This window comes from Mesorhizobium sangaii, assembly GCF_014207355.1.
GTDB classification, from domain to species: Bacteria; Pseudomonadota; Alphaproteobacteria; order Rhizobiales; family Rhizobiaceae; genus Mesorhizobium; species Mesorhizobium sangaii.
In genome coordinates this window covers 1,104,395-1,121,859 of the sequence record NZ_JACHEF010000001.1, presented here as the reverse complement: position 1 = coordinate 1,121,859, position 17,465 = coordinate 1,104,395, and the positions used below count along the sequence as shown (strand labels likewise).

14 protein-coding genes and 1 riboswitch are annotated in these 17,465 nt (G+C 63.4%); of the genes, 9 read left to right on the top strand and 5 right to left on the bottom strand.

Translation table 11 applies throughout. The features are described 5' to 3' along the window. The first annotated feature begins 47 nt into the window (after nucleotides 1–47). Nucleotides 48–908, top strand: a complete 861-nt coding sequence (locus tag HNQ71_RS05580; RefSeq protein ID WP_184871544.1) for an SIS domain-containing protein — start codon at nucleotides 48–50, stop codon at nucleotides 906–908. 298 nt (nucleotides 909–1,206) lie between these two features. Here HNQ71_RS05580 and HNQ71_RS05575 read toward each other — a convergent pair whose 3' ends face one another. Then, the gene (locus HNQ71_RS05575) at nucleotides 1,207–2,562 is read right to left on the bottom strand and encodes a glutamine synthetase family protein (RefSeq protein WP_184871543.1); all 1,356 of its coding nucleotides are present in this window, start codon (nucleotides 2,560–2,562) and stop codon (nucleotides 1,207–1,209) included. Between the two features lie 341 nt (nucleotides 2,563–2,903). Between HNQ71_RS05575 and HNQ71_RS05570 the strand changes: the two genes are divergently transcribed. Further along, a complete protein-coding gene (locus HNQ71_RS05570; RefSeq protein WP_184871542.1) occupies nucleotides 2,904–3,716 on the top strand; it encodes a class I SAM-dependent methyltransferase in 813 nt (270 codons plus the stop codon). Between the two features lie 4 nt (nucleotides 3,717–3,720). On the opposite strand, the gene HNQ71_RS05565 is transcribed toward HNQ71_RS05570, so the two are convergent. Then, nucleotides 3,721–4,419, bottom strand: a complete 699-nt coding sequence (locus HNQ71_RS05565) for a GntR family transcriptional regulator (RefSeq protein ID WP_184871541.1) — start codon at nucleotides 4,417–4,419, stop codon at nucleotides 3,721–3,723. A gap of 372 nt (nucleotides 4,420–4,791) precedes the next feature. On the opposite strand from HNQ71_RS05565, the gene ftsZ reads away from it, so the two are divergent. The 6 genes from ftsZ to HNQ71_RS05535 all read left to right on the top strand — a co-directional run bounded on the left by ftsZ (nucleotide 4,792) and on the right by HNQ71_RS05535 (nucleotide 13,426). After that, nucleotides 4,792–5,829: a cell division protein FtsZ gene (gene ftsZ, locus HNQ71_RS05560; protein WP_184871540.1), complete on the top strand. Its 1,038-nt coding sequence runs from the start codon at nucleotides 4,792–4,794 to the stop codon at nucleotides 5,827–5,829. A 205-nt stretch (nucleotides 5,830–6,034) separates the two neighbouring features. After that, complete coding sequence (locus HNQ71_RS05555; protein ID WP_246461206.1) at nucleotides 6,035–7,420, top strand: SWIM zinc finger family protein; 1,386 nt, start codon at nucleotides 6,035–6,037, stop codon at nucleotides 7,418–7,420. Nucleotides 7,421–7,644: 224 nt separating this feature from the next. Then, nucleotides 7,645–8,856: a DUF5691 domain-containing protein gene (locus HNQ71_RS05550; RefSeq protein WP_246461205.1), complete on the top strand. Its 1,212-nt coding sequence runs from the start codon at nucleotides 7,645–7,647 to the stop codon at nucleotides 8,854–8,856. Between the two features lie 20 nt (nucleotides 8,857–8,876). After that, nucleotides 8,877–9,956, top strand: coding sequence for an ATP-binding protein (locus tag HNQ71_RS05545; protein ID WP_184871537.1), 1,080 nt, complete (start codon nucleotides 8,877–8,879; stop codon nucleotides 9,954–9,956). Between the two features lie 4 nt (nucleotides 9,957–9,960). Further along, nucleotides 9,961–12,210, top strand: a complete 2,250-nt coding sequence (locus HNQ71_RS05540; protein ID WP_184871536.1) for a DUF5682 family protein — start codon at nucleotides 9,961–9,963, stop codon at nucleotides 12,208–12,210. Next, on the top strand, nucleotides 12,203–13,426 hold the full coding sequence (locus tag HNQ71_RS05535; RefSeq protein WP_184871535.1) for a VWA domain-containing protein: 1,224 nt from the start codon (nucleotides 12,203–12,205) through the stop codon (nucleotides 13,424–13,426). The genes HNQ71_RS05540 and HNQ71_RS05535 overlap by 8 nt, the downstream gene beginning before the upstream one ends. Nucleotides 13,427–13,490: 64 nt before the next feature. Here the strand turns inward: HNQ71_RS05535 and fba are convergent, their stop codons facing one another. The 3 genes from fba to HNQ71_RS05520 all read right to left on the bottom strand — a co-directional run bounded on the left by fba (nucleotide 13,491) and on the right by HNQ71_RS05520 (nucleotide 16,786). Then, nucleotides 13,491–14,555, bottom strand: a complete 1,065-nt coding sequence (gene fba, locus HNQ71_RS05530; RefSeq protein ID WP_184871534.1) for a class II fructose-bisphosphate aldolase — start codon at nucleotides 14,553–14,555, stop codon at nucleotides 13,491–13,493. A gap of 163 nt (nucleotides 14,556–14,718) precedes the next feature. After that, the gene (locus tag HNQ71_RS05525; RefSeq protein ID WP_184871533.1) at nucleotides 14,719–15,192 is read right to left on the bottom strand and encodes a 6,7-dimethyl-8-ribityllumazine synthase; all 474 of its coding nucleotides are present in this window, start codon (nucleotides 15,190–15,192) and stop codon (nucleotides 14,719–14,721) included. Between the two features lie 76 nt (nucleotides 15,193–15,268). Continuing rightward, nucleotides 15,269–15,414, bottom strand: a riboswitch (FMN riboswitch). 196 nt (nucleotides 15,415–15,610) lie between these two features. After that, the gene (locus HNQ71_RS05520; protein WP_184871532.1) at nucleotides 15,611–16,786 is read right to left on the bottom strand and encodes an MFS transporter; all 1,176 of its coding nucleotides are present in this window, start codon (nucleotides 16,784–16,786) and stop codon (nucleotides 15,611–15,613) included. A gap of 48 nt (nucleotides 16,787–16,834) precedes the next feature. Here HNQ71_RS05520 and HNQ71_RS05515 point away from each other — a divergent pair, with 48 nt between their 5' ends. Further along, a complete protein-coding gene (locus HNQ71_RS05515; RefSeq protein WP_184871531.1) occupies nucleotides 16,835–17,374 on the top strand; it encodes an Lrp/AsnC family transcriptional regulator in 540 nt (179 codons plus the stop codon). Nucleotides 17,375–17,465: the final 91 nt, after the last annotated feature.

Genomic DNA, 17,465 nt, shown 5'->3' with positions numbered 1-17,465 from the left:
GTACGCTGTGCGGCTTGCCGGCCCTGAAAGGCAATAGGGGGGATCCCGTGTCTGTTCTGAACAGGATCAATGCGAAGCTCGACGGCATGGCGCCTGGCGATCGTGAGATCGGCCAGTACATCGTCGACAATCCCGACCAGATGCTGCGCCTGTCGACGGCCGCACTTGCAGCCGCGATCGGGCGCAGCCAGTCGAGCGTCGTCAAGTTCAGCCAGAAGCTCGGCTATGCCAGCTATCAGGAGCTCAAGCTCGCGGTCAGCGAGGCCAAGGCGCAGGAATGGCAGGTACCGGCCGGCGTCATCCACGGTTCGATCGAGGTCGGCGACAGTTACCAGGTCATTCTGAAGAAGCTGGTCGGCAGCAAGCTTCTGTCGATACAGCGGACCGTCGGCGCCAACACCGAGCGGATCATTTCCAGGACGCTGGAACTGCTGGATGGCGCTCGCCGCATCCATCTGGTCGGCGTCGGCGCCTCCTCTCTGGTGGCGCGCGATTTCTCCTACAAGCTGATGAAGCTCGGCCGTAATGTCCTGCATGACAGCGACAGCCACATCCAGATGGCCAATGTCTCGACGCTCGGGCCAGGCGATGTGCTGTTTGCACTGTCCTATTCTGGCGCCAGCATTGAAACCTTGCGCATCGCAGAGCTTGCCCGGAAGCGCGGCACGATGGTGATCGCCGTCACCGGCGTCCACGACAATCCGCTGAGCCGGGTGGCCGACATCTGCCTTTACACCATCGCCGACGAGGAGCGCGCGCGCTCGTCCTCAATCACCGCGCGCGACGCGCAATTGGCGCTGACGGACCTTCTGTTCATCCTGCTGCTGCAGAAGCAGCCCGACGCCAACGAGTATGTCCACAACAGCGAAGTGGCGGTCTCGGTGCTGAAGGCAGAGTTGTCCTCGTAGCTAGTTTGGCCACCACGCAAACGCGATAGCTGTCGCCACGACGGCAAACACGGCGACGATCGCTACCAGACGGAGGCGTTGCGCTGACCTCTCGCGGCGACGTCGGGATGCTGGTGCATAAGCACAGTAAATGCGCCGGCCATCTTCCTCGAAGCGGTCGCTATTTGGATAAACCTTCCTGGGTTTCGGTCGCGGTCGAAGTATCCCCATCGGCTGCATAATAGGAACTTGTTTGGCCGGGTCTAGCCTTCAGCGGCTTGGCCACCCGTCAAGCAGGATCACGTGCTTGTTGCCGGACCTAAACGCTTTCCAGATAGGTCTCGATCTCGAAGTCGCTGACATTGAGGGCGAACGTATTCAACTCCTGGCGTTTGCAGGCGATGAAGGAGTCGCGCAGGATCGCCGGAAAGATCTCGGCCACATGTGTCCCGCTCTCAAAACTGGCGATTGCCGATGCCCAGTCCGGCGGCAGCTTGGCCGGCACAAGCCCTTGCCCGTCGCTCCCGGTCGGATCGCCAGGCGACATCTGTCTTTCAATGCCGATCAGTGCGGCGCCCAATATGGCGGCAAGCACGAGATAAGGATTGGCATCCGCTCCCGAAACGCGGTGCTCGATGCGACGCGCGCCGGTCGGGCCGCCGGGAATGCGGATCGCGACCATGCGGTTCTCATAGCCCCAGGCCACGGCGGTCGGTGCATAGGATCTCGGCCGCAGCCTGCGGTATGAATTGAAGTGCGGCGCGAACACCAGCGTGCTCTCGGCCATCGCCGCGAGCAGGCCTCCGACCGCATGGCGCATGATCTCCGAGCCCTGATCCGTGCCGTCGTCGAAGACGTTGCGCCCCTCGGCGTCGATCAGGCTGAAATGGACGTGAAAGCCGTTGCCGGCGCGGTCTCCATAGGGCTTGGCCATGAAACAGGCGGCAAAGCCGTGCTTGCGGGCGATGCCCTTCACCGTGCGCTTGAACAACACCGCATCGTCAGCCGCCCGCAGGGCGTCGGCGACATGGTTCAGATTGATCTCGAACTGGCCGACGCCGTTTTCGGCAATGGCCGTGTCGACGGGAATGCCTTGCGTTCTGCAGGCTTCGTAGACGTCGTGGATGAAGGATTCGAAGTCGTCGATCTCGTCGATCGACAATGCCGCATCGGAATCGAGCCGGCGCCCGGTGACCGGAGAGACGGGTCCGACCGGCCGCTGCGACTGCGGATCAACCAGGTAGAATTCGAGTTCCGTCGCCGCGACCGGGGTCAACCCCAAGGCCTTGTAGCGATCGAGAATGCGGGCCAGCGCCCGCCGCGGATCGCCAAGATACGGCGCGCCGGTTTCGTCGGCGAGCCAGAGCGGGACAAGCGCCGTCGGATGCGCCGTCCAGGCCACCGGGAGAATGCCGCGCCCCGTCCATTGGCAAAGCCCGTCGGCGTCGCCTGTCGAGAAAACCAGCGTGTTGCCTTCGATGTCCTCACCCCAGATGTCGAGCCCGATCAGCGAATAGGGCATCCGCAGCTTGCCTTCGAGCGCCTTGCGCGCCTGCTCGACCGGGATGCGCTTGCCGCGCATGACGCCGTTGAGGTCGCACACAGCCGCCCTTAGGCTCTGGATGTCGTTTCGGCTTTCAAGCCAGTTCAAAACGTCCGCAATTGCATCGCTCAATTTGTAACCTCTGGTTTTTGAAGGTCCCGCAGCCTGATCGGCTACACTGCCCTGGTAAAAATAGCTGGTGAGTTTTTGGAAACAAAACCTGGCCGCTGCCAGGAGTTTTCCTTATTTTTTCAAGTCACTAGCCGGGATGTCGGGAGGCATTTCAAAACCAATTGCGCGATTTGCGATCGCAACATAGAGGCAAGAGGACGGAAAGCCAAGGGGGCATCTGAACTGCCGCGGCTCTCCGCCGACATCGCCGCATAGGCTGTTGGAGCCTCTCGGTCAAAAGCGACCAGGCCGACAATTATGTGCTAGTCTCGCCCGCTATAGAACGATGGCGGGTGGTGGTGATGTCAGAAACGGACAAGGTGTTCGCGGGCTCGATTCCGGAAAACTACGACCGCTATATGGTGCCGTTGATTTTCGAGCCGTTCGCCGCGGATCTTGCACGACGAGCAGCGTCCCTGTCGCCAAGTGCCGTCTTGGAAATCGCCGCCGGCACCGGGGTTGTCACCCGCGCACTGGCGCCAAAACTGTCCCCGGGCGCAACCTATGTCGTCACCGATCTCAACCAGCCGATGCTCGACTACGCCGCTTCGCGACAGGCCCCCGACAGTCGCATCGAATGGCGCCAGGCGGACGCTTTGGCGCTGCCGTTCGAAGATGCGGCCTTCGACCTCGTTTGTTGTCAGTTCGGCGCGATGTTCTTTCCCGACCGCTCATCCGGCTACCGCGAAGCAAAGCGGGTCCTGAAGCGCGGAGGTCATTTTCTGTTCAACGTATGGGATCGCCTCGAGGAGAATGTCTTCGCCAATGATGTGACGAAGGCTCTCGCAAGGATGTTTCCGAACGATCCGCCGCGCTTTATGGCACGCACGCCGCACGGCTACCACGACACGGCCCTGATCCGTAGCGAACTGGAGGACGCGGGTTTCTCCCGTGTGGTAATGGAGACGAGAGCCGAACAAAGTCGTGCGTCCTCGCCTCGCCATGCGGCCGTTGCTTATTGCCAGGGAACTCCTCTTCGCAACGAAATCGAGGCCAGGGGCGCGGGAGAACTGGAAGCTGCAACCGACTACGCCGCCTCCGCGATTGCGGACAGACATGGCCGCGGCGAAGTTGCCGCCAAAATTCAGGCCCACGTGATCATGGCCGTGGTCTAGCGCCCTAGGCTCTCGGTTGCGGAAATCGGGCCTGTTGAAGGATATGCGTGGCGCCCTCGTCGATGTCGCGAACGATGGCCGTGCGCGCGCGCTCCCCATCCTGGGCCTCGATCGCCGCGACGACTTCCTCGTGATAGTCGATGTCGAGAATGGAGGCGAGATCGTCCTCGAATCCCATGGCCAGGTTCCTCAGAAAAGGGCCGACCTGCATCCAGACTGTTTCGATCAGGAAGATCATCTGCTCATTGCCGCAATGGCGATAGATCGAGAATTTGAAGTCGTAGTTCTTCCGCAGGTAGTCGTCGATGTCGCCCTTGCGGGCCGCCAAAGTCAGGTCGGTAGAGTGGCGTCGGATCGTCCGCAGGTTGTTGCCGTTGATGAGCTTTGTCGCAAATTCGGTCGCCGAGCCTTCGAGGATCGTCCGCACGGCGGTCAGCTGTGAGAACCGCTCAGCCGAAATCACCGGTACTTCCACGCTGCCGTTCGGCATCGGGCTGAGCGCCCGCAGCGCCTGCAGCCGCATGAAGGCGCTGCGCACCGGCATGTCGCTGGTGCCGAGTTCCTTGGCGAGCTTGCGTGAGGTCAGCTTCTGGCCAGGCAAGAACTGGCCGGACATCAAGGCTCTGACAAGCTCCAGATAGACCTTCTCATGCAAGGGGACGGTGTCGACGGCGGTCAACCCGAATTGTGTTTTGTCGGCCATTGGCGGGGGGCGCTACTTCATTCGTTCTGAAATTGACCCTGACGACATCAGCCGCAGATAGTCTTGGTTGGCCGAACGCGGCGAGAACGCCGAAGTCAGCGACTTCTCGTCCGGCATGATAGACGCACCGATCGCAGCGCCGCAAGCCGTGTCGGCACAGCCGGGGCCCTGGCTGCCGGCGTCCATGCCACGGTGTGCAAAACCATCATCACAAAACTTGACCTTGCGCGCACTTGCACCTCTGGCCGCTCTCTGGCTTTTTGAGGTACCCATCCGAACGGACTGATTCGCGTCATGCCGCTCGATTGCAATGTCCCCAAGGCAGTCTGCGGATGGGTCGTGAAGCGCGCAATTGGCGAAGGAGAAACAGGCATGGCCGAGTTCAAGAAGCCCGAAATCTCCGAGATGAGACCCAAGATCACCGTTATCGGCGTCGGCGGCGGCGGCGGCAACGCCGTCAACAACATGATCACCGAGCAGCTTCAGGGAACCGAATTCATCGCCGCCAACACCGACGCGCAGGCGCTGACCATGTCGAAGGCAACGCGGCTGATCCAGCTTGGCGCGCATGTCACCGAAGGTTTGGGCGCCGGATCGCTTCCCGAGATCGGCCGCGCCGCGGCCGAGGAATCGCTCGACGAAATCATGGATCACCTGGCCGGCACGCATATGTGTTTCGTCACCGCCGGGATGGGCGGCGGCACGGGTACCGGCGCTGCTCCGATCATTGCTCAGGCTGCGCGCAAGGCCGGCATCCTGACGGTGGGCGTCGTCACCAAGCCTTTCGCCTTCGAGGGCAGGCGCCGCATGCAGATGGCCGAAGAGGGCATCGAGCGGCTGCGCGAGAGCGCCGACACGGTGATCGTCATCCCGAACCAGAACCTGTTCCGGATCGCCGATGCCAAGACCACCTTCGCCGATGCGTTCGTGATTGCCGACCGCGTGCTTTATTCCGGCGTCAGCTGCATCACCGATCTGATCGTCAAGGAAGGCCTGATCAATCTCGACTTCGCCGATGTGAAATCGGTGATGCGCGACATGGGCCGCGCCATGATGGGAACCGGCGAGGCCTCCGGCGACGGCCGGGCGATGAAGGCGGCGGAAGCCGCGATCGCCAACCCGTTGCTGGACGAAGTGTCGATGAAGGGCGCCAAGGGTGTCCTGGTCTCGATATCGGGCGGCAGGGACATGACCCTGTTCGAGGTCGACGAGGCCGCCACCCGCATCCGCGAAGAGGTCTATGAGGACGCCGACATTATTGTCGGCGCCATCTTCGACAAGAGCATGGAAGGCCGCTTCAGGGTTTCGGTGGTGGCGACCGGGCTCGATCGTGCCTTTGGGGCAGAGGATGCCGATGCCGGCATCGCCCGGGGCCATGTCGGCCAGCCGCCGGCGCGGACGCTTCAGTAGCTACCTCTGCGCACATCCTTGGCAAAGGCTCAGGTTGCCTGACAACCCTGTCGCCTGCGTATCGGCTTTGCTCAGCGCGCTTTAACTTGCGGCCCGCTGTATCGGTCTCTATCCCTCTGCTGCTACAAGAATCCTTCACAGAGGGCCATCTATACTGGCAACCGGCATTCGTTCGAGCGACGAGAGGCGCGGCTTGGAATTTGACTTGAAAACCATCGAGGCGCTTGCGCCCGACCAGGCGTCGTTGAGCGCCGCTTCCAAGTTGACCAAGCAATCGAACTGGCCACGGCTCGAAAAGAACCAACAGCTCGCTCTCATCTGGGGGGAATGCCAGGGTTCCGGCTCCAACCCGTACCGTGTGGTCTTCGACACCGGCGACCATGGCTACAAATGCACCTGCCCGTCGCGGAAATTTCCCTGCAAGCACACCTTGGCGCTGATGTGGATCGCCGCCACCGCGCCAGCCAGTTTTGCCGCCGCCGGTTCGACACCGGAATGGGTGAATGACTGGCTGGGCCGCCGCAAGAAGGCCGCATCGCCGCCTGTGGCGACGACGCCCGGTGCGGGTGGCAAGAGCATTGGCGAAGCCGCGCACGACGACGAACGCGCAGATATCGAGGACGCAGCAGCTGTCGAGCGCCGCGAGGCAGCGCAGCGCAAGCGGGCGGAAGACACACGATCCTCCGTGTCGGCGGGACTGGATGAACTGGATCAATGGATCGCCGACCAGTTGCGGCTTGGCCTTGCCGGTTTTGTCGACAACAGCAGCGATCGTTGCCGCCGGATCGCCGCGCGGTTGGTCGACATGAAGGCGACGGCACTTGCCGGCCGCATCGACGAGATTCCGTCAAGATTGATGGCGTTGCGCAGCGAGGAACGGCCGGACGCGGCGATCCGCGAACTCGGCAAGCTTGTGCTGCTGGCCAAAGCCTGGCGGTCGGCACCCGATGACCCGGAACTGAGGCGGCTCGTCTCGACCTCCGAGAGCCGCGAACAGGTGCTGGCCAGTCCCGATGCGACCCAGGTCGAAAGCGCTTGGGAAGTGCTCGGCGAGAAGATCGAATCGCGCCGTGACGGTCTTGTCAGCCATTCGACCTGGCTGCTCGACCTGAACAGCGCCACCTCGCAATTCGCCCTCCTGCTCGACTTTTTTCCGGCTTCCGCCGGTCGCCGATCCAACGCCTTCACGTCTGGCGACCGTTTCGAGGCCAGGTTGGTCTTTTATCCTGCGCGGCATCCGCTGCGGGCATTGGTGGCGGACCGCAAGGGTGACATCGCCTCCGGCGATTGGCCGGACTTCAGCTTTAGTATATCCGATCCCCTCGCGGACCATGGTGCTCGCCAGGACACTGCGCCTTGGATCGCCGATTCTCCTGTCATGCTGCCGCCTGGCGCGATCCTGCTGGACGATCGGGGTGCCGCCTGGTGGCAGGCCGCCGGCGATCCGCATGGCATCGCCTTGCCGATCGCCGGCACCATCAATCCAACGCTGCTTGGGCTGAACCTTGCGGCAACGGCGGCACTTTGGAACGGCGGCCGACTTGACCTCTTGGCGGCACAAAGCGGCTTCGGGAGGCTTGATCTGTCATGAACGAGATCGAGCTGACCGGGCTCGCGGCCATGCGCGATTGCTGGATCACCGGCGGAACCGCCTTCGACCTGGCTCCAGCCGCTTGGAAGGCGATCGCCGCCAACGCAAATCCCGACGAGCGCGAGCGCCGGCTGCTGGCAATCGCCGCGCAGGCCCTCGACATTGCCTTGCGGCCAGCCGGGCCGAAGGCGCTGAAACGACGCCCGCCACTGCCTGAACTTGCCATGCCGATGCTGCCGGAGCGCCAGCGGCCGCTTTTGCGAGCGGCGCTGAAGCATGCAGCCGACGCAAGATTCAAGACACGCGTGGCCACGCTCGTCGCCAGCCGAGGCTTCGTGCTGCATCCAATGGATTGGATGCCCGCCGCGTCGTATCAAGAAATTCCGGACGTTTATGCCCCCTGGGTCGATTGGCAGGCCGGTGTGGATGGCGAAAAACAATCCCGCCGGGAGCAACTGACCGTGGAAACCTGGGATGACTTCTATCCCGCCGCGCGCCGCACCGCGCTGGCCGATATGCGCCGCACCGCTCCGGCTTTGGCCAGACAATTGATCGAGGCGAAGGGATCAAGTGAGCCGGCGGAGATCAGATCCGCACTCATCGAACTCATGGGCGTCGGCTTGAGCGCCGATGACGCGCCGTTCCTGAAGAGCCTCTTCGCCGATCGCTCCGGCAGGGTGCGCGAACTGGCTGGCCGGCTGCTGGCAAGGTTGGGAGAGCATGGCAACCCAGGCGATGGCGGGACGGAAGATCCGACGGCCGAGCTCGCCGCCTTCTTCGCGGAAGGTAAATCCGGCTTTCTCCGCCGCCGCACCACCTATACGCCGATAAGACTCAAGTCGCCAGCGCAGGAAGCACGCCGCGGCGACTTGTTTGCCACCTGTTACCTCCGCGATCTTGCTGCCCACTTCGGCAAGACAGAGTCCGATTTCCTTGGGGCATGGCAGTTCGGCGTCGACGACAATGCCGATCTATTTCTCATTCGAATGGTCTCTGTGTCCGGCGGTGAAGCAGCGGTGGCGCATTTGGCCGACACGCTTGTCGCCGAAGGCGGCAAGCCGGCGCTTCTCGTCCTCCATCTCATGGCGCGCCTGGACAGCGGCAGGAAGCGCGCCTTGATCAGACAAATCCTGAAAGACACGTACGATCTTCACGCGCTCAACCAGGTCGAAGGCGTCGAAGCGGGCTGGCTGGAATGGGACGACCTGACAAATGGCCAGACGCTCCCGGCATTGCATTCCGCCATTGCGGGAAACGACGAGCCCCTGAAGCGAAGCGCCGACCAAATACTGGAAACCTTGGGCTTTCTCGCGACAGCGGCGACGGCGGAAAAATTGATCGGGGATGTTGTTGCGGCCGGCATGGCTCCGGCAGCGCCTTCGCTCGGTCTTCTGCGTCTCAACGCATCGCTGGCCGGACCTGGAATCGACACATGATCACTCGGGAGAACAAGCAAATGAACGCAGCCATCCGTCTTCCGGTCGAGCAGGCCTACGCCGCCGAGTTGCAGGCGCTGTCGCGCAATGACGACCGGCAAAGGCCCGCCGGATGGAACCTGTCGCCAAAGGCGGTCCTCACCTATCTGCTCGGCGGCAAGGCCGACGACGGGACGCTGATAACGCCCAAATATGTCGGCCGCCGTCGGCTGATGGAGACCGCCGTGGCGACGCTCGCCACCGACCGCGCGCTGTTGCTGCTCGGCGTTCCGGGCACCGCGAAATCCTGGGTGTCGGAGCATCTGGCCGCCGCCATCATGGGCGACTCGACATTGATCGTGCAGTGCACGGCCGGCACCGACGAGAACCAGATCCGCTATGGCTGGAACTACGCGCAGCTTCTGGCCAAGGGCCCGAGCCAGGAGGCGCTGGTGCCGACGCCGCTTTATCGCGCCATGCAGGACGGCAAGCTTTGCCGCCTCGAGGAACTGACGCGCATGGGTTCTGACGTGCAGGACACGCTGATCACCGTGCTTTCCGAAAAGATGATGCCGATCCCGGAACTGAACACGTCGATCTACGCGCAGCGCGGTTTCAACATCATCGCCACGGCCAACAACCGCGACAAGGGCGTCAACGAGCTGTCCTCGGCACTGAAGCGCCGCTTCAATGTCGTCGTGTTGCCGTTGCCCGAGGATATGGCGGAAGAAGTGGCGATCGTCTCCAAGCGGGTCGGCGAGATGGCCGGCGGCCTCGACCTGCCGGTGCCGAAGAATGTCGGCGAGGAGATCGCCCGCGTGCTGACCATCTTCCGCGAACTGCGCTCCGGTGCGACATCGGACGGAAAGGTCACGTTGAAGACGCCGTCCGGTTCGCTGTCCACGGCCGAAGCTATCGCCACCATGGTCGGCGGCCTCAGCCAGGCGGCCTGGTTCGACAGCGGCAAGCTCGGGGCCGAAGGCCTCGCCGCCAGCCTTGTCGGCGCGATCATAAAGGATCCGGTGCAGGACAAGCTGGTGCTGGAAGAATATCTCGAAACTGTACTCAAGAAGCGGCCGGACTATGCCGGCTATTACGCGGCCTTGAACGCGGCGATCTGACGCCATGGCGCTGAGCGACGTTTCCTATTTCGGCGTACGCCATCACGGGCCCGGCTCCGCCGACAGCCTGGTGCAGGCGTTGCAGGAGTTGAAACCGGTCGCCGTGCTGATCGAAGGGCCGGCCGATGCCTCCGCGCTGCTGCCACTGCTTGCCCGACCCGAAATGCAGCCGCCGGTGGCGCTGCTCTGCTATCCGGAAGACGATCCGGCTTCGACGAGCTTCTGGCCCTTCGCCGAGTTCTCGCCGGAATACCAGGCGGCCCTGTGGGCCGTCGGCAACAACGCGGCTTTGCGGTTCATCGACCTTCCGTCATCGGCCCGGGTTGCGCCTGTTGAAGGCGCGGAAAATGTCGATGCCGATGAAGCGGAACCCGGTGTCGACAACGAGACGGCTCAGCATGTGCGTGACCCGATCGGGACACTGGCGCAAGCCGCCGGCTATGAAGACGGCGAGAGCTGGTGGTCCGATATCATCGAGCAGAATCCTCAGCCGGGTCCCATCTTCGCCGCGATATCCGATGCCATGACGACGCTGCGCGCCGGCGAAGGTCCGCTTGCCGAATTCGAGGCCAGGCGTGAGGCGCATATGCGGCTTGAAATCACCGCCGCGCGCAAGGAGTTCGATGGGCCGATCGCTGTCGTTTGCGGCGCCTGGCATGTGCCTGCCTTGCAAGCGACGCGACCGCAGAAGGAGGACCAGGCGCTTCTCAAAGGGCTCGCCCGGCGCAAGAGCACGATGACCTGGGCGCCATGGACGGGACCGCGCCTGGCGCTGGGCTTCGGCTATGGCGCGGGCGTCGTCGCGCCCGGCTGGTGCAAGCATCTGTGGCGTACGCGCGGCCGCCACGACGCGGCGACCCTGTGGCTCGCGATGATCGCGGCGGTGCTCAGAGGCAAGGGGCATATGGTCTCGACCGCCTCGCTGATCGAAGCCGAACGGCTGGCGCGTGCGTTGGCCGCGATCCGTGAGCGGCCAAAGCCCGGTTTCGAGGAATTGCGTGATGCCGCGATCGCCGCCCTGTTCAATGGCGAAGCGCTGCTTTGGGCGCTGGTCGAAGCCGAACTGCTGCTGGGCGCGGATGTCGGTGAAATTCCGCCCGATACGCCACTGGCGCCGCTGATCGAGGATCTGCAGCGCAACCAGAAGGCGGCGCGGCTGAAGCCCGAGGCGCTGGAGCGCGAACTCTCGGTCGATTTGCGCAGTGAAAGCGGGCTGTTTCGTTCGACATTGCTGCACCGGCTGACCGTGCTTGGCGTGCACTGGGGCAAATTGACCGACAGCGGACGCAGCCGCGGCACCTTTCGCGAGCGATGGGCGCTCTCGTGGGAGCCGGAATATGCCGTTCGCCTGGTCGAGAACCTGATCTATGGGCCGACCATCGAGAAGGCCGCCAATGGCCGGCTGATCCAGATGATCGGCGCGGCCACATCACTCGACGCGCTGGCGGGACTGGTTCAGGGCGCCATCACGGCAAACCTGTCGGAGGCGTCGACCGCCGGTCTCGTGGCATTGGAGGAACGCGCGGCGCACAGCAGCGAATGCCTGGAAATTCTGGCATCGGTGCCGCCGCTCGCCGACATCATTCGCTATGGCGAGGCGCGCAAGACGCAAACGGCCCGCCTGTCCGGTCTGCTGGAGCGCCTGATCATCGAAGGCGGGATTGCGCTCGCCTATGCCGCCCGCGACCTCGATGACCAGGCTTCGACGACGCTGGTCGGCGCGATGCGCAAGGCCGACGAAGCGATCAGGCTGGTCGAACCTGGGGAAGACGTGCTGGACGCTTGGCGCAGCGGACTGGCTGCGGTGCTCGATGGATCCCGATCGACGGCGCTGGTGGCAGGCTGCGCCGCGCATCTGCTCTACGAAGCCGGCCATCTGTCCGCCGACGCCGCCGCGGGCCTGATCGCACGGCGCCTGTCGCCGGGAACGCCGGTCATGGAGGCCGCAGGGTTCTTCGAAGGCTTCTTCAGCACCGCCAGTCAACGGCTGATCTATGACGAGGCACTGCGCCGAGCGGTCGATGCCTGGCTCCAATCTCTCGACGAAGATGCCTTCATTGCGCATCTGCCGCTGCTGCGTCGGGTCTTTTCGCATTTGGACTCGATGGAGCGGCGGCGGCTGATCGAAGCGGTGCTCGGCCGCGCCGCACGCCTGCCGGCCGGACTGACACCGACGCCGGATGGCGACGCCGCATGGCGCCGGCACCTGGAACGGCTTGGACCGTTGCTGACGGGCGAGAATGGCAATGGCTGACGCGGCCGAAATGAACGAACCCGCCACCGATGACGGACGCGAGCGCCGCTGGCGTCTGGCGATCGGTGCCGATGATGAGAAATCGACTTCGCTTTCCGACACGGACAAGCGGCTTTCGGCAGCGCTCGATGCGCTCTATGGCGATGGCGCCGGCGATGCGGCTGCCGATCCGCGCAAACGGCGCGGCGGGCTGGGCCGTTCGGCGCCGCGGGTGGCGCAATGGATGGGCGATATCAGGTCGTTCTTTCCCGCGCAGGTCGTGCAGATCGTCCAGAAGGATGCCTTCGAGCGCCTCAACCTGAAGCAGATGCTGATGGAGCCGGAGTTCCTCAAGGCGATCGAGGCGGACGTCAATCTTGTTGCCGACCTGATTTCGCTGCGCTCGGTGATGCCGGCCAAGACCAAGGACATCGCCCGAACGATCATCGCCGACATCGTCGCCAAGCTGATGCAGCGGCTGGAGCAGAAGACGGCCGAGGCGATACGCGGCGCGGTCGGCCGGTCGCAGCGCACCAACCGGCCGCGCCAGCGCGACATCGACTGGCCGCGGACCATCTCGGCCAACCTTCGCCACTACCAGCCCGAGCACAAAACCATCGTGCCTGAGAAGCTGGTCGGCTTCCTGCGCAAACAGCGTCGCCTGGTCGATCTGGACGAGGTCGTGCTGTGCGTCGACCAATCCGGCTCGATGGCAAGCTCGGTGATCTACGCCTCGATATTCGCCGCGGTGATGGCTTCCTTGCCGGTCGTGCGGACCAGGCTTGTCTGCTTCGACACGGCCATTGTCGATCTCACCGAGGAACTCAGCGATCCCGTCGAAGTCCTGTTCGGTGTCCAGCTTGGCGGCGGCACAGACATCAACCAGGCCGTCGCCTATTGCGCGGATCGCATCGAACGGCCGACCAAGTCGCATATGGTGCTGATCACCGACCTTTATGAAGGCGGCAACGGCCAGGAATTGCTGCAGCGGCTGGCAGCGCTGGTTCGGTCCGGCGTCAATGTCGTGGTGCTGCTGGCGCTGACCGACCAGGGCAGGCCCGGTTACGACCCCAAGATGGCCGGCTCCGTTGCCGCGCTTGGCATCCCGGTCTTTGCCTGCACGCCGGATCTGTTTCCAGACATGATGGCGGCGGCATTGCGTCGCGAGGATATCGGCGCATGGGCGGCCGGCGCCGACATCAAGCTGGTCCGCGCCGAGGCCGAGACGCCGGAGTGAAACACCGCGCAATAGTCGCCAGAGCTGCCAGCTTGTGCTGGTGGCTCTGGATGGTCGATCGAGCTCAGCCGAACTTCGGGTCGAGACTGCCCGACTTGTAGCGCTTGGCCATTTCGGCGACCGGCAGCGGCTTGATCTTCTGCGCATTGCCGGCGGTGCCGAACTGCTCGAAGCGCTCCTTGCACAGCTTCCTCATCGCCGCCATGGCGGGCGTCAGATATTTGCGCGGATCGAACTCGCTCGGGTTCTCGGTCAGCACCTTGCGGATCGCGCCGGTCAGCGCCATGCGATTGTCGGTGTCAATGTTGATCTTGCGCACGCCATGCTTGATGCCGCGCTGGATCTCCTCGACCGGCACGCCCCAGGTCGGCTTCATCTGGCCGCCATATTTGTTGATGATCTCCTGCAGATCCTCGGGCACCGAGGACGATCCGTGCATGACCAGATGCATGTTGGGCAGCCTGCGGTGTATCTCCTCGATGACGTTCATGGCCAGCACCGCGCCGTCGGGCTTGCGCGAAAATTTGTAGGCGCCATGGCTGGTGCCCATGGCAACCGCCAGCGCATCGACATGGGTGTCCTTAACGAACTCGACCGCCTGTTCCGGGTCGGTCAGAAGCTGGTCGTGGCTGATCTCGCCTTCGACGCCATGGCCGTCTTCCTGCTCACCGCCGCCCATCTCCAGCGAGCCGAGCACACCGATCTCGCCTTCCACCGAAACGCCGCCCCAATGCGCCATGTCGACGACGCGGCGGGTGATCCCGGAATTGTAGGCGTAGTCGGCCGGCGTCTTGCCGTCCTCCTTCAGCGATCCGTCCATCATCACGGAGGTGAAGCCGTACTGGATCGCGGTGACGCAAGTGGCTTCGTTGTTGCCGTGGTCTAGATGCATGCAGACCGGGATGTCGGGGTGGATTTCGACCAGCGCGTCGATCAGCTTGGCCAGCACCACGTCATTGGCGTAGGCGCGGGCACCACGGCTCGCCTGCAGGATGACCGGCGACTTGGTCTCCTCAGCGGCCTCCATGATGGCGAGGCCCTGTTCCATATTGTTCATGTTGAAAGCGGGCACGCCGTAGCCGTATTCGGCGGCGTGGTCGAGCAATTGTCTCAGTGTTATGCGAGCCACCCAATAGTCTCCCGGATCTGGTTTCAAGCGCAACGTCGCGGGCCGGTCGTTCGCCGGTCGGCCCGCTGATGCTTCTGGCCGGATTTCAGGCCAACCGCAACCTTCAGAGGTCCTGTCGGTCGCAATTCTTGTTGCAGGGCTGAAATCCGGCCGCTTGGCGATCTCAGGCCGCGATCAGTTCCCGCGCCGCCAGGATCTGCACGCAGGCATTGGCCGCTTCCCTGCCCTTGACGGTAAAGTGCTCGAAGAAGAAGCGGTGATGCTCGGCGCTGTCATGGTAATTGTGCGGGGTGAGCACCGCCGACAGCACCGGCACGCCGGTCGACAACTGCACATTCATCATGCCGTCGATCACCGCGCCGGCAACGAACTCATGCCGGTAGATGCCACCATTGACGACGAACGCCGTGCCGAGGATCGCGGCATAGCGGCCGGTCCCGGCCAGGGTCTTGGCGTGCAGCGGAATTTCGTAGGCGCCGGGCACGTCGAAGACGTCGACGGCGAAGCGCTCGCCGCCGATGTCAGCCAATTCCGCTTCGAAGGCCTGCACGCACTGATCGACGATGTCGGCATGCCAGCGCGCGCGAATGACGGCGATGCGGGTCGTTTCATAGTCTTTGTGGGAATGCTGATTCATGGGTCCATCCTTCCGTTTCGAACCAGAATCAGGACGCACGATACGAAATCCGGCCCGCCGAGACGGTCCGTGCTCCGTTCGTTCTCTTCCATCCGGACTCTAACCGTCGGCTCCGGAATCACACCGGATCTGCTGACCTCTCCGATAAGTGGAGAGCGCTCGCGGGCTTGGGCCGAAACCCTTACCGCCGGTGGGGACTTTCACCCCGCCCTGAGAACATTAACGCCGCTTGTATGGAAGGGCAGGGAGCCGCTGTCAATCGCGTGACAGACGGATGGCCAATACAGTCTGTCTACTGGAGCAATTCCAGGAAAAGTGTGAAGCGGTCTTCCCGGCGGATAGCGTTTTCCCTTCGGAATTTCGTCAGAAAAAGGGAGAGATAGAGCGGTTCGGCGTTTCCGTGAAACGATGAACCGCTTTATCGCGTGCGCCACGCCGCCGCCGAAGCGGCAACCAGCATGAGCAAGGCGGCAACCGTCGCGCAGGTGGCGAAACCGAAGCTGGAATAGAGCGGCCCGAAGCCGGTGGTGCCGACAAACACCGCCAGATAGGTCACCGCGCTGTTCAAACCCATGATCGTGCCGCGCCGTGACGGATCGAGCGCCGACAGGCGCATCACCAGAACGTTCAGTCCGAAATGATTGGCAAGTCCCCATATCGCCACCATGGCGATGGTCAGGCCGAAGCTGCCGCTCGTCGCGGCCATGGCGACATAGACGACGGCGACGAGAAGATAGGCGAATGGCATGACGCGTCGTGCGCCCAGGCGATCGATAACGCCGTCGAGGAGAGCAGCCGTGCCGAAGCCGATACCATAGGCAAGTGCTGCCCATCCGTTGGCGCTCACCGGTCTTCCCAATCCACTGTGAAGGTGATCACCGAGATAGCCGTAGACGCCGTAGAAGGCGGTCATGAAGGCGGCACAGGCGACGAGCAGTGGCACGATACCAGGAATGCCGAGCGCCTCCAGCGGCGTCGGCGCCGGGCCGCTCTTCCTGGCGTCGCTCAGCGACGACAGTGTAAGGCCGGCCAAGGCAAGCGTTGCCAGCAGCGCGACGGCGGCGAAAACGGCGCGCCAATGCACGAGATCGGCAAGCACGGCCGACAGCGAAACGCCGGCGACCATGCTCAAGGTCCATCCAGTCAGGACGACGCCGATCGTGCCGCTTTCGCGACCCGGCGGCGCGATGGCCGCGGAGCTGGCATAGATTGCCGGCATGGCGATACCGGCAGCAATGCCGGCCAGCAATTGTGCCGCGACCAGCATCATCACCGTCGGTGCCGCCGCGCTGGCGACGAGCGCTATCGCCAGCAACAGCAACGCGCCCTGCAGCATCCGGCGGGCGCCGACCCGGTCGATGTAGCGCGCCAGGAACAGGGCGCTTGCGGAGGTGCCGAGGCCGAACACGGCCGCCGCGATCATGACCACCGGTACGCTCGTCGCAAACGACGCGGCCACGGCCGGTGCGATCGGGCCCAGCACAAGCGAATTCGAGCCGATAACGGCGATGCATCCGGTCAACAGATAAGCGAGCGCCGGGATCGGTGTCCGGGCGTTCGCGGCCAATGGTACAACTTGATCAGCGTTCGACATATGACCATAATGACCGCATTAAATTCTGCGGCAACCGGAGATTTCAGCATGGACGAAGAAACAGATGGCATTCCGCAGAACAGGCCTGCCGCCCGTGAACTCGACGCAATTGACCGAAAAATATTAGGCGTCCTGGTCGATGACGCGACCGTCAGTTATGCCGAGCTCGGTGATCGCGTGGGGCTTTCACCGCCGGCCGCGCACGAACGCGTCAAGCGGCTGCGGCGCAGCGGCGCCATCCGCAACACCGCGGCAATCATCGATCCCAACGCGGTGAGCAAGCCGCTGCTGGCTTTCGTGCATATCGACACCAAGGGCTGGGGAAAGACGCCGGAACTGATGGCGGTTTCGCAGTATCCGGAAGTCGAGGAAATCCACACCGTCGCCGGTGACACCTGCATGCTGCTCAAGGTCCGCACCGAAGACACCCGAGCGCTCGAAGGCTTGCTGTCACGCCTCTACGAAACGCCGGGCGTCACCTCGACGCGCAGCTATGTCGTACTATCGACCTATCTCGAGCGGCCGGTGCAGCCGGGCGTGACCGCGACGTGGCCGACGCCCAAGCACATGAGCAAGCCGCTTTATTAGCGTTTGGTTCGAAGTCCGGTCTTAGAGCAGTTCACCGGTTCACGGAACCGGCAACCTGCTCTAACTCATTGTTTTGACGCAATTCCGGGCG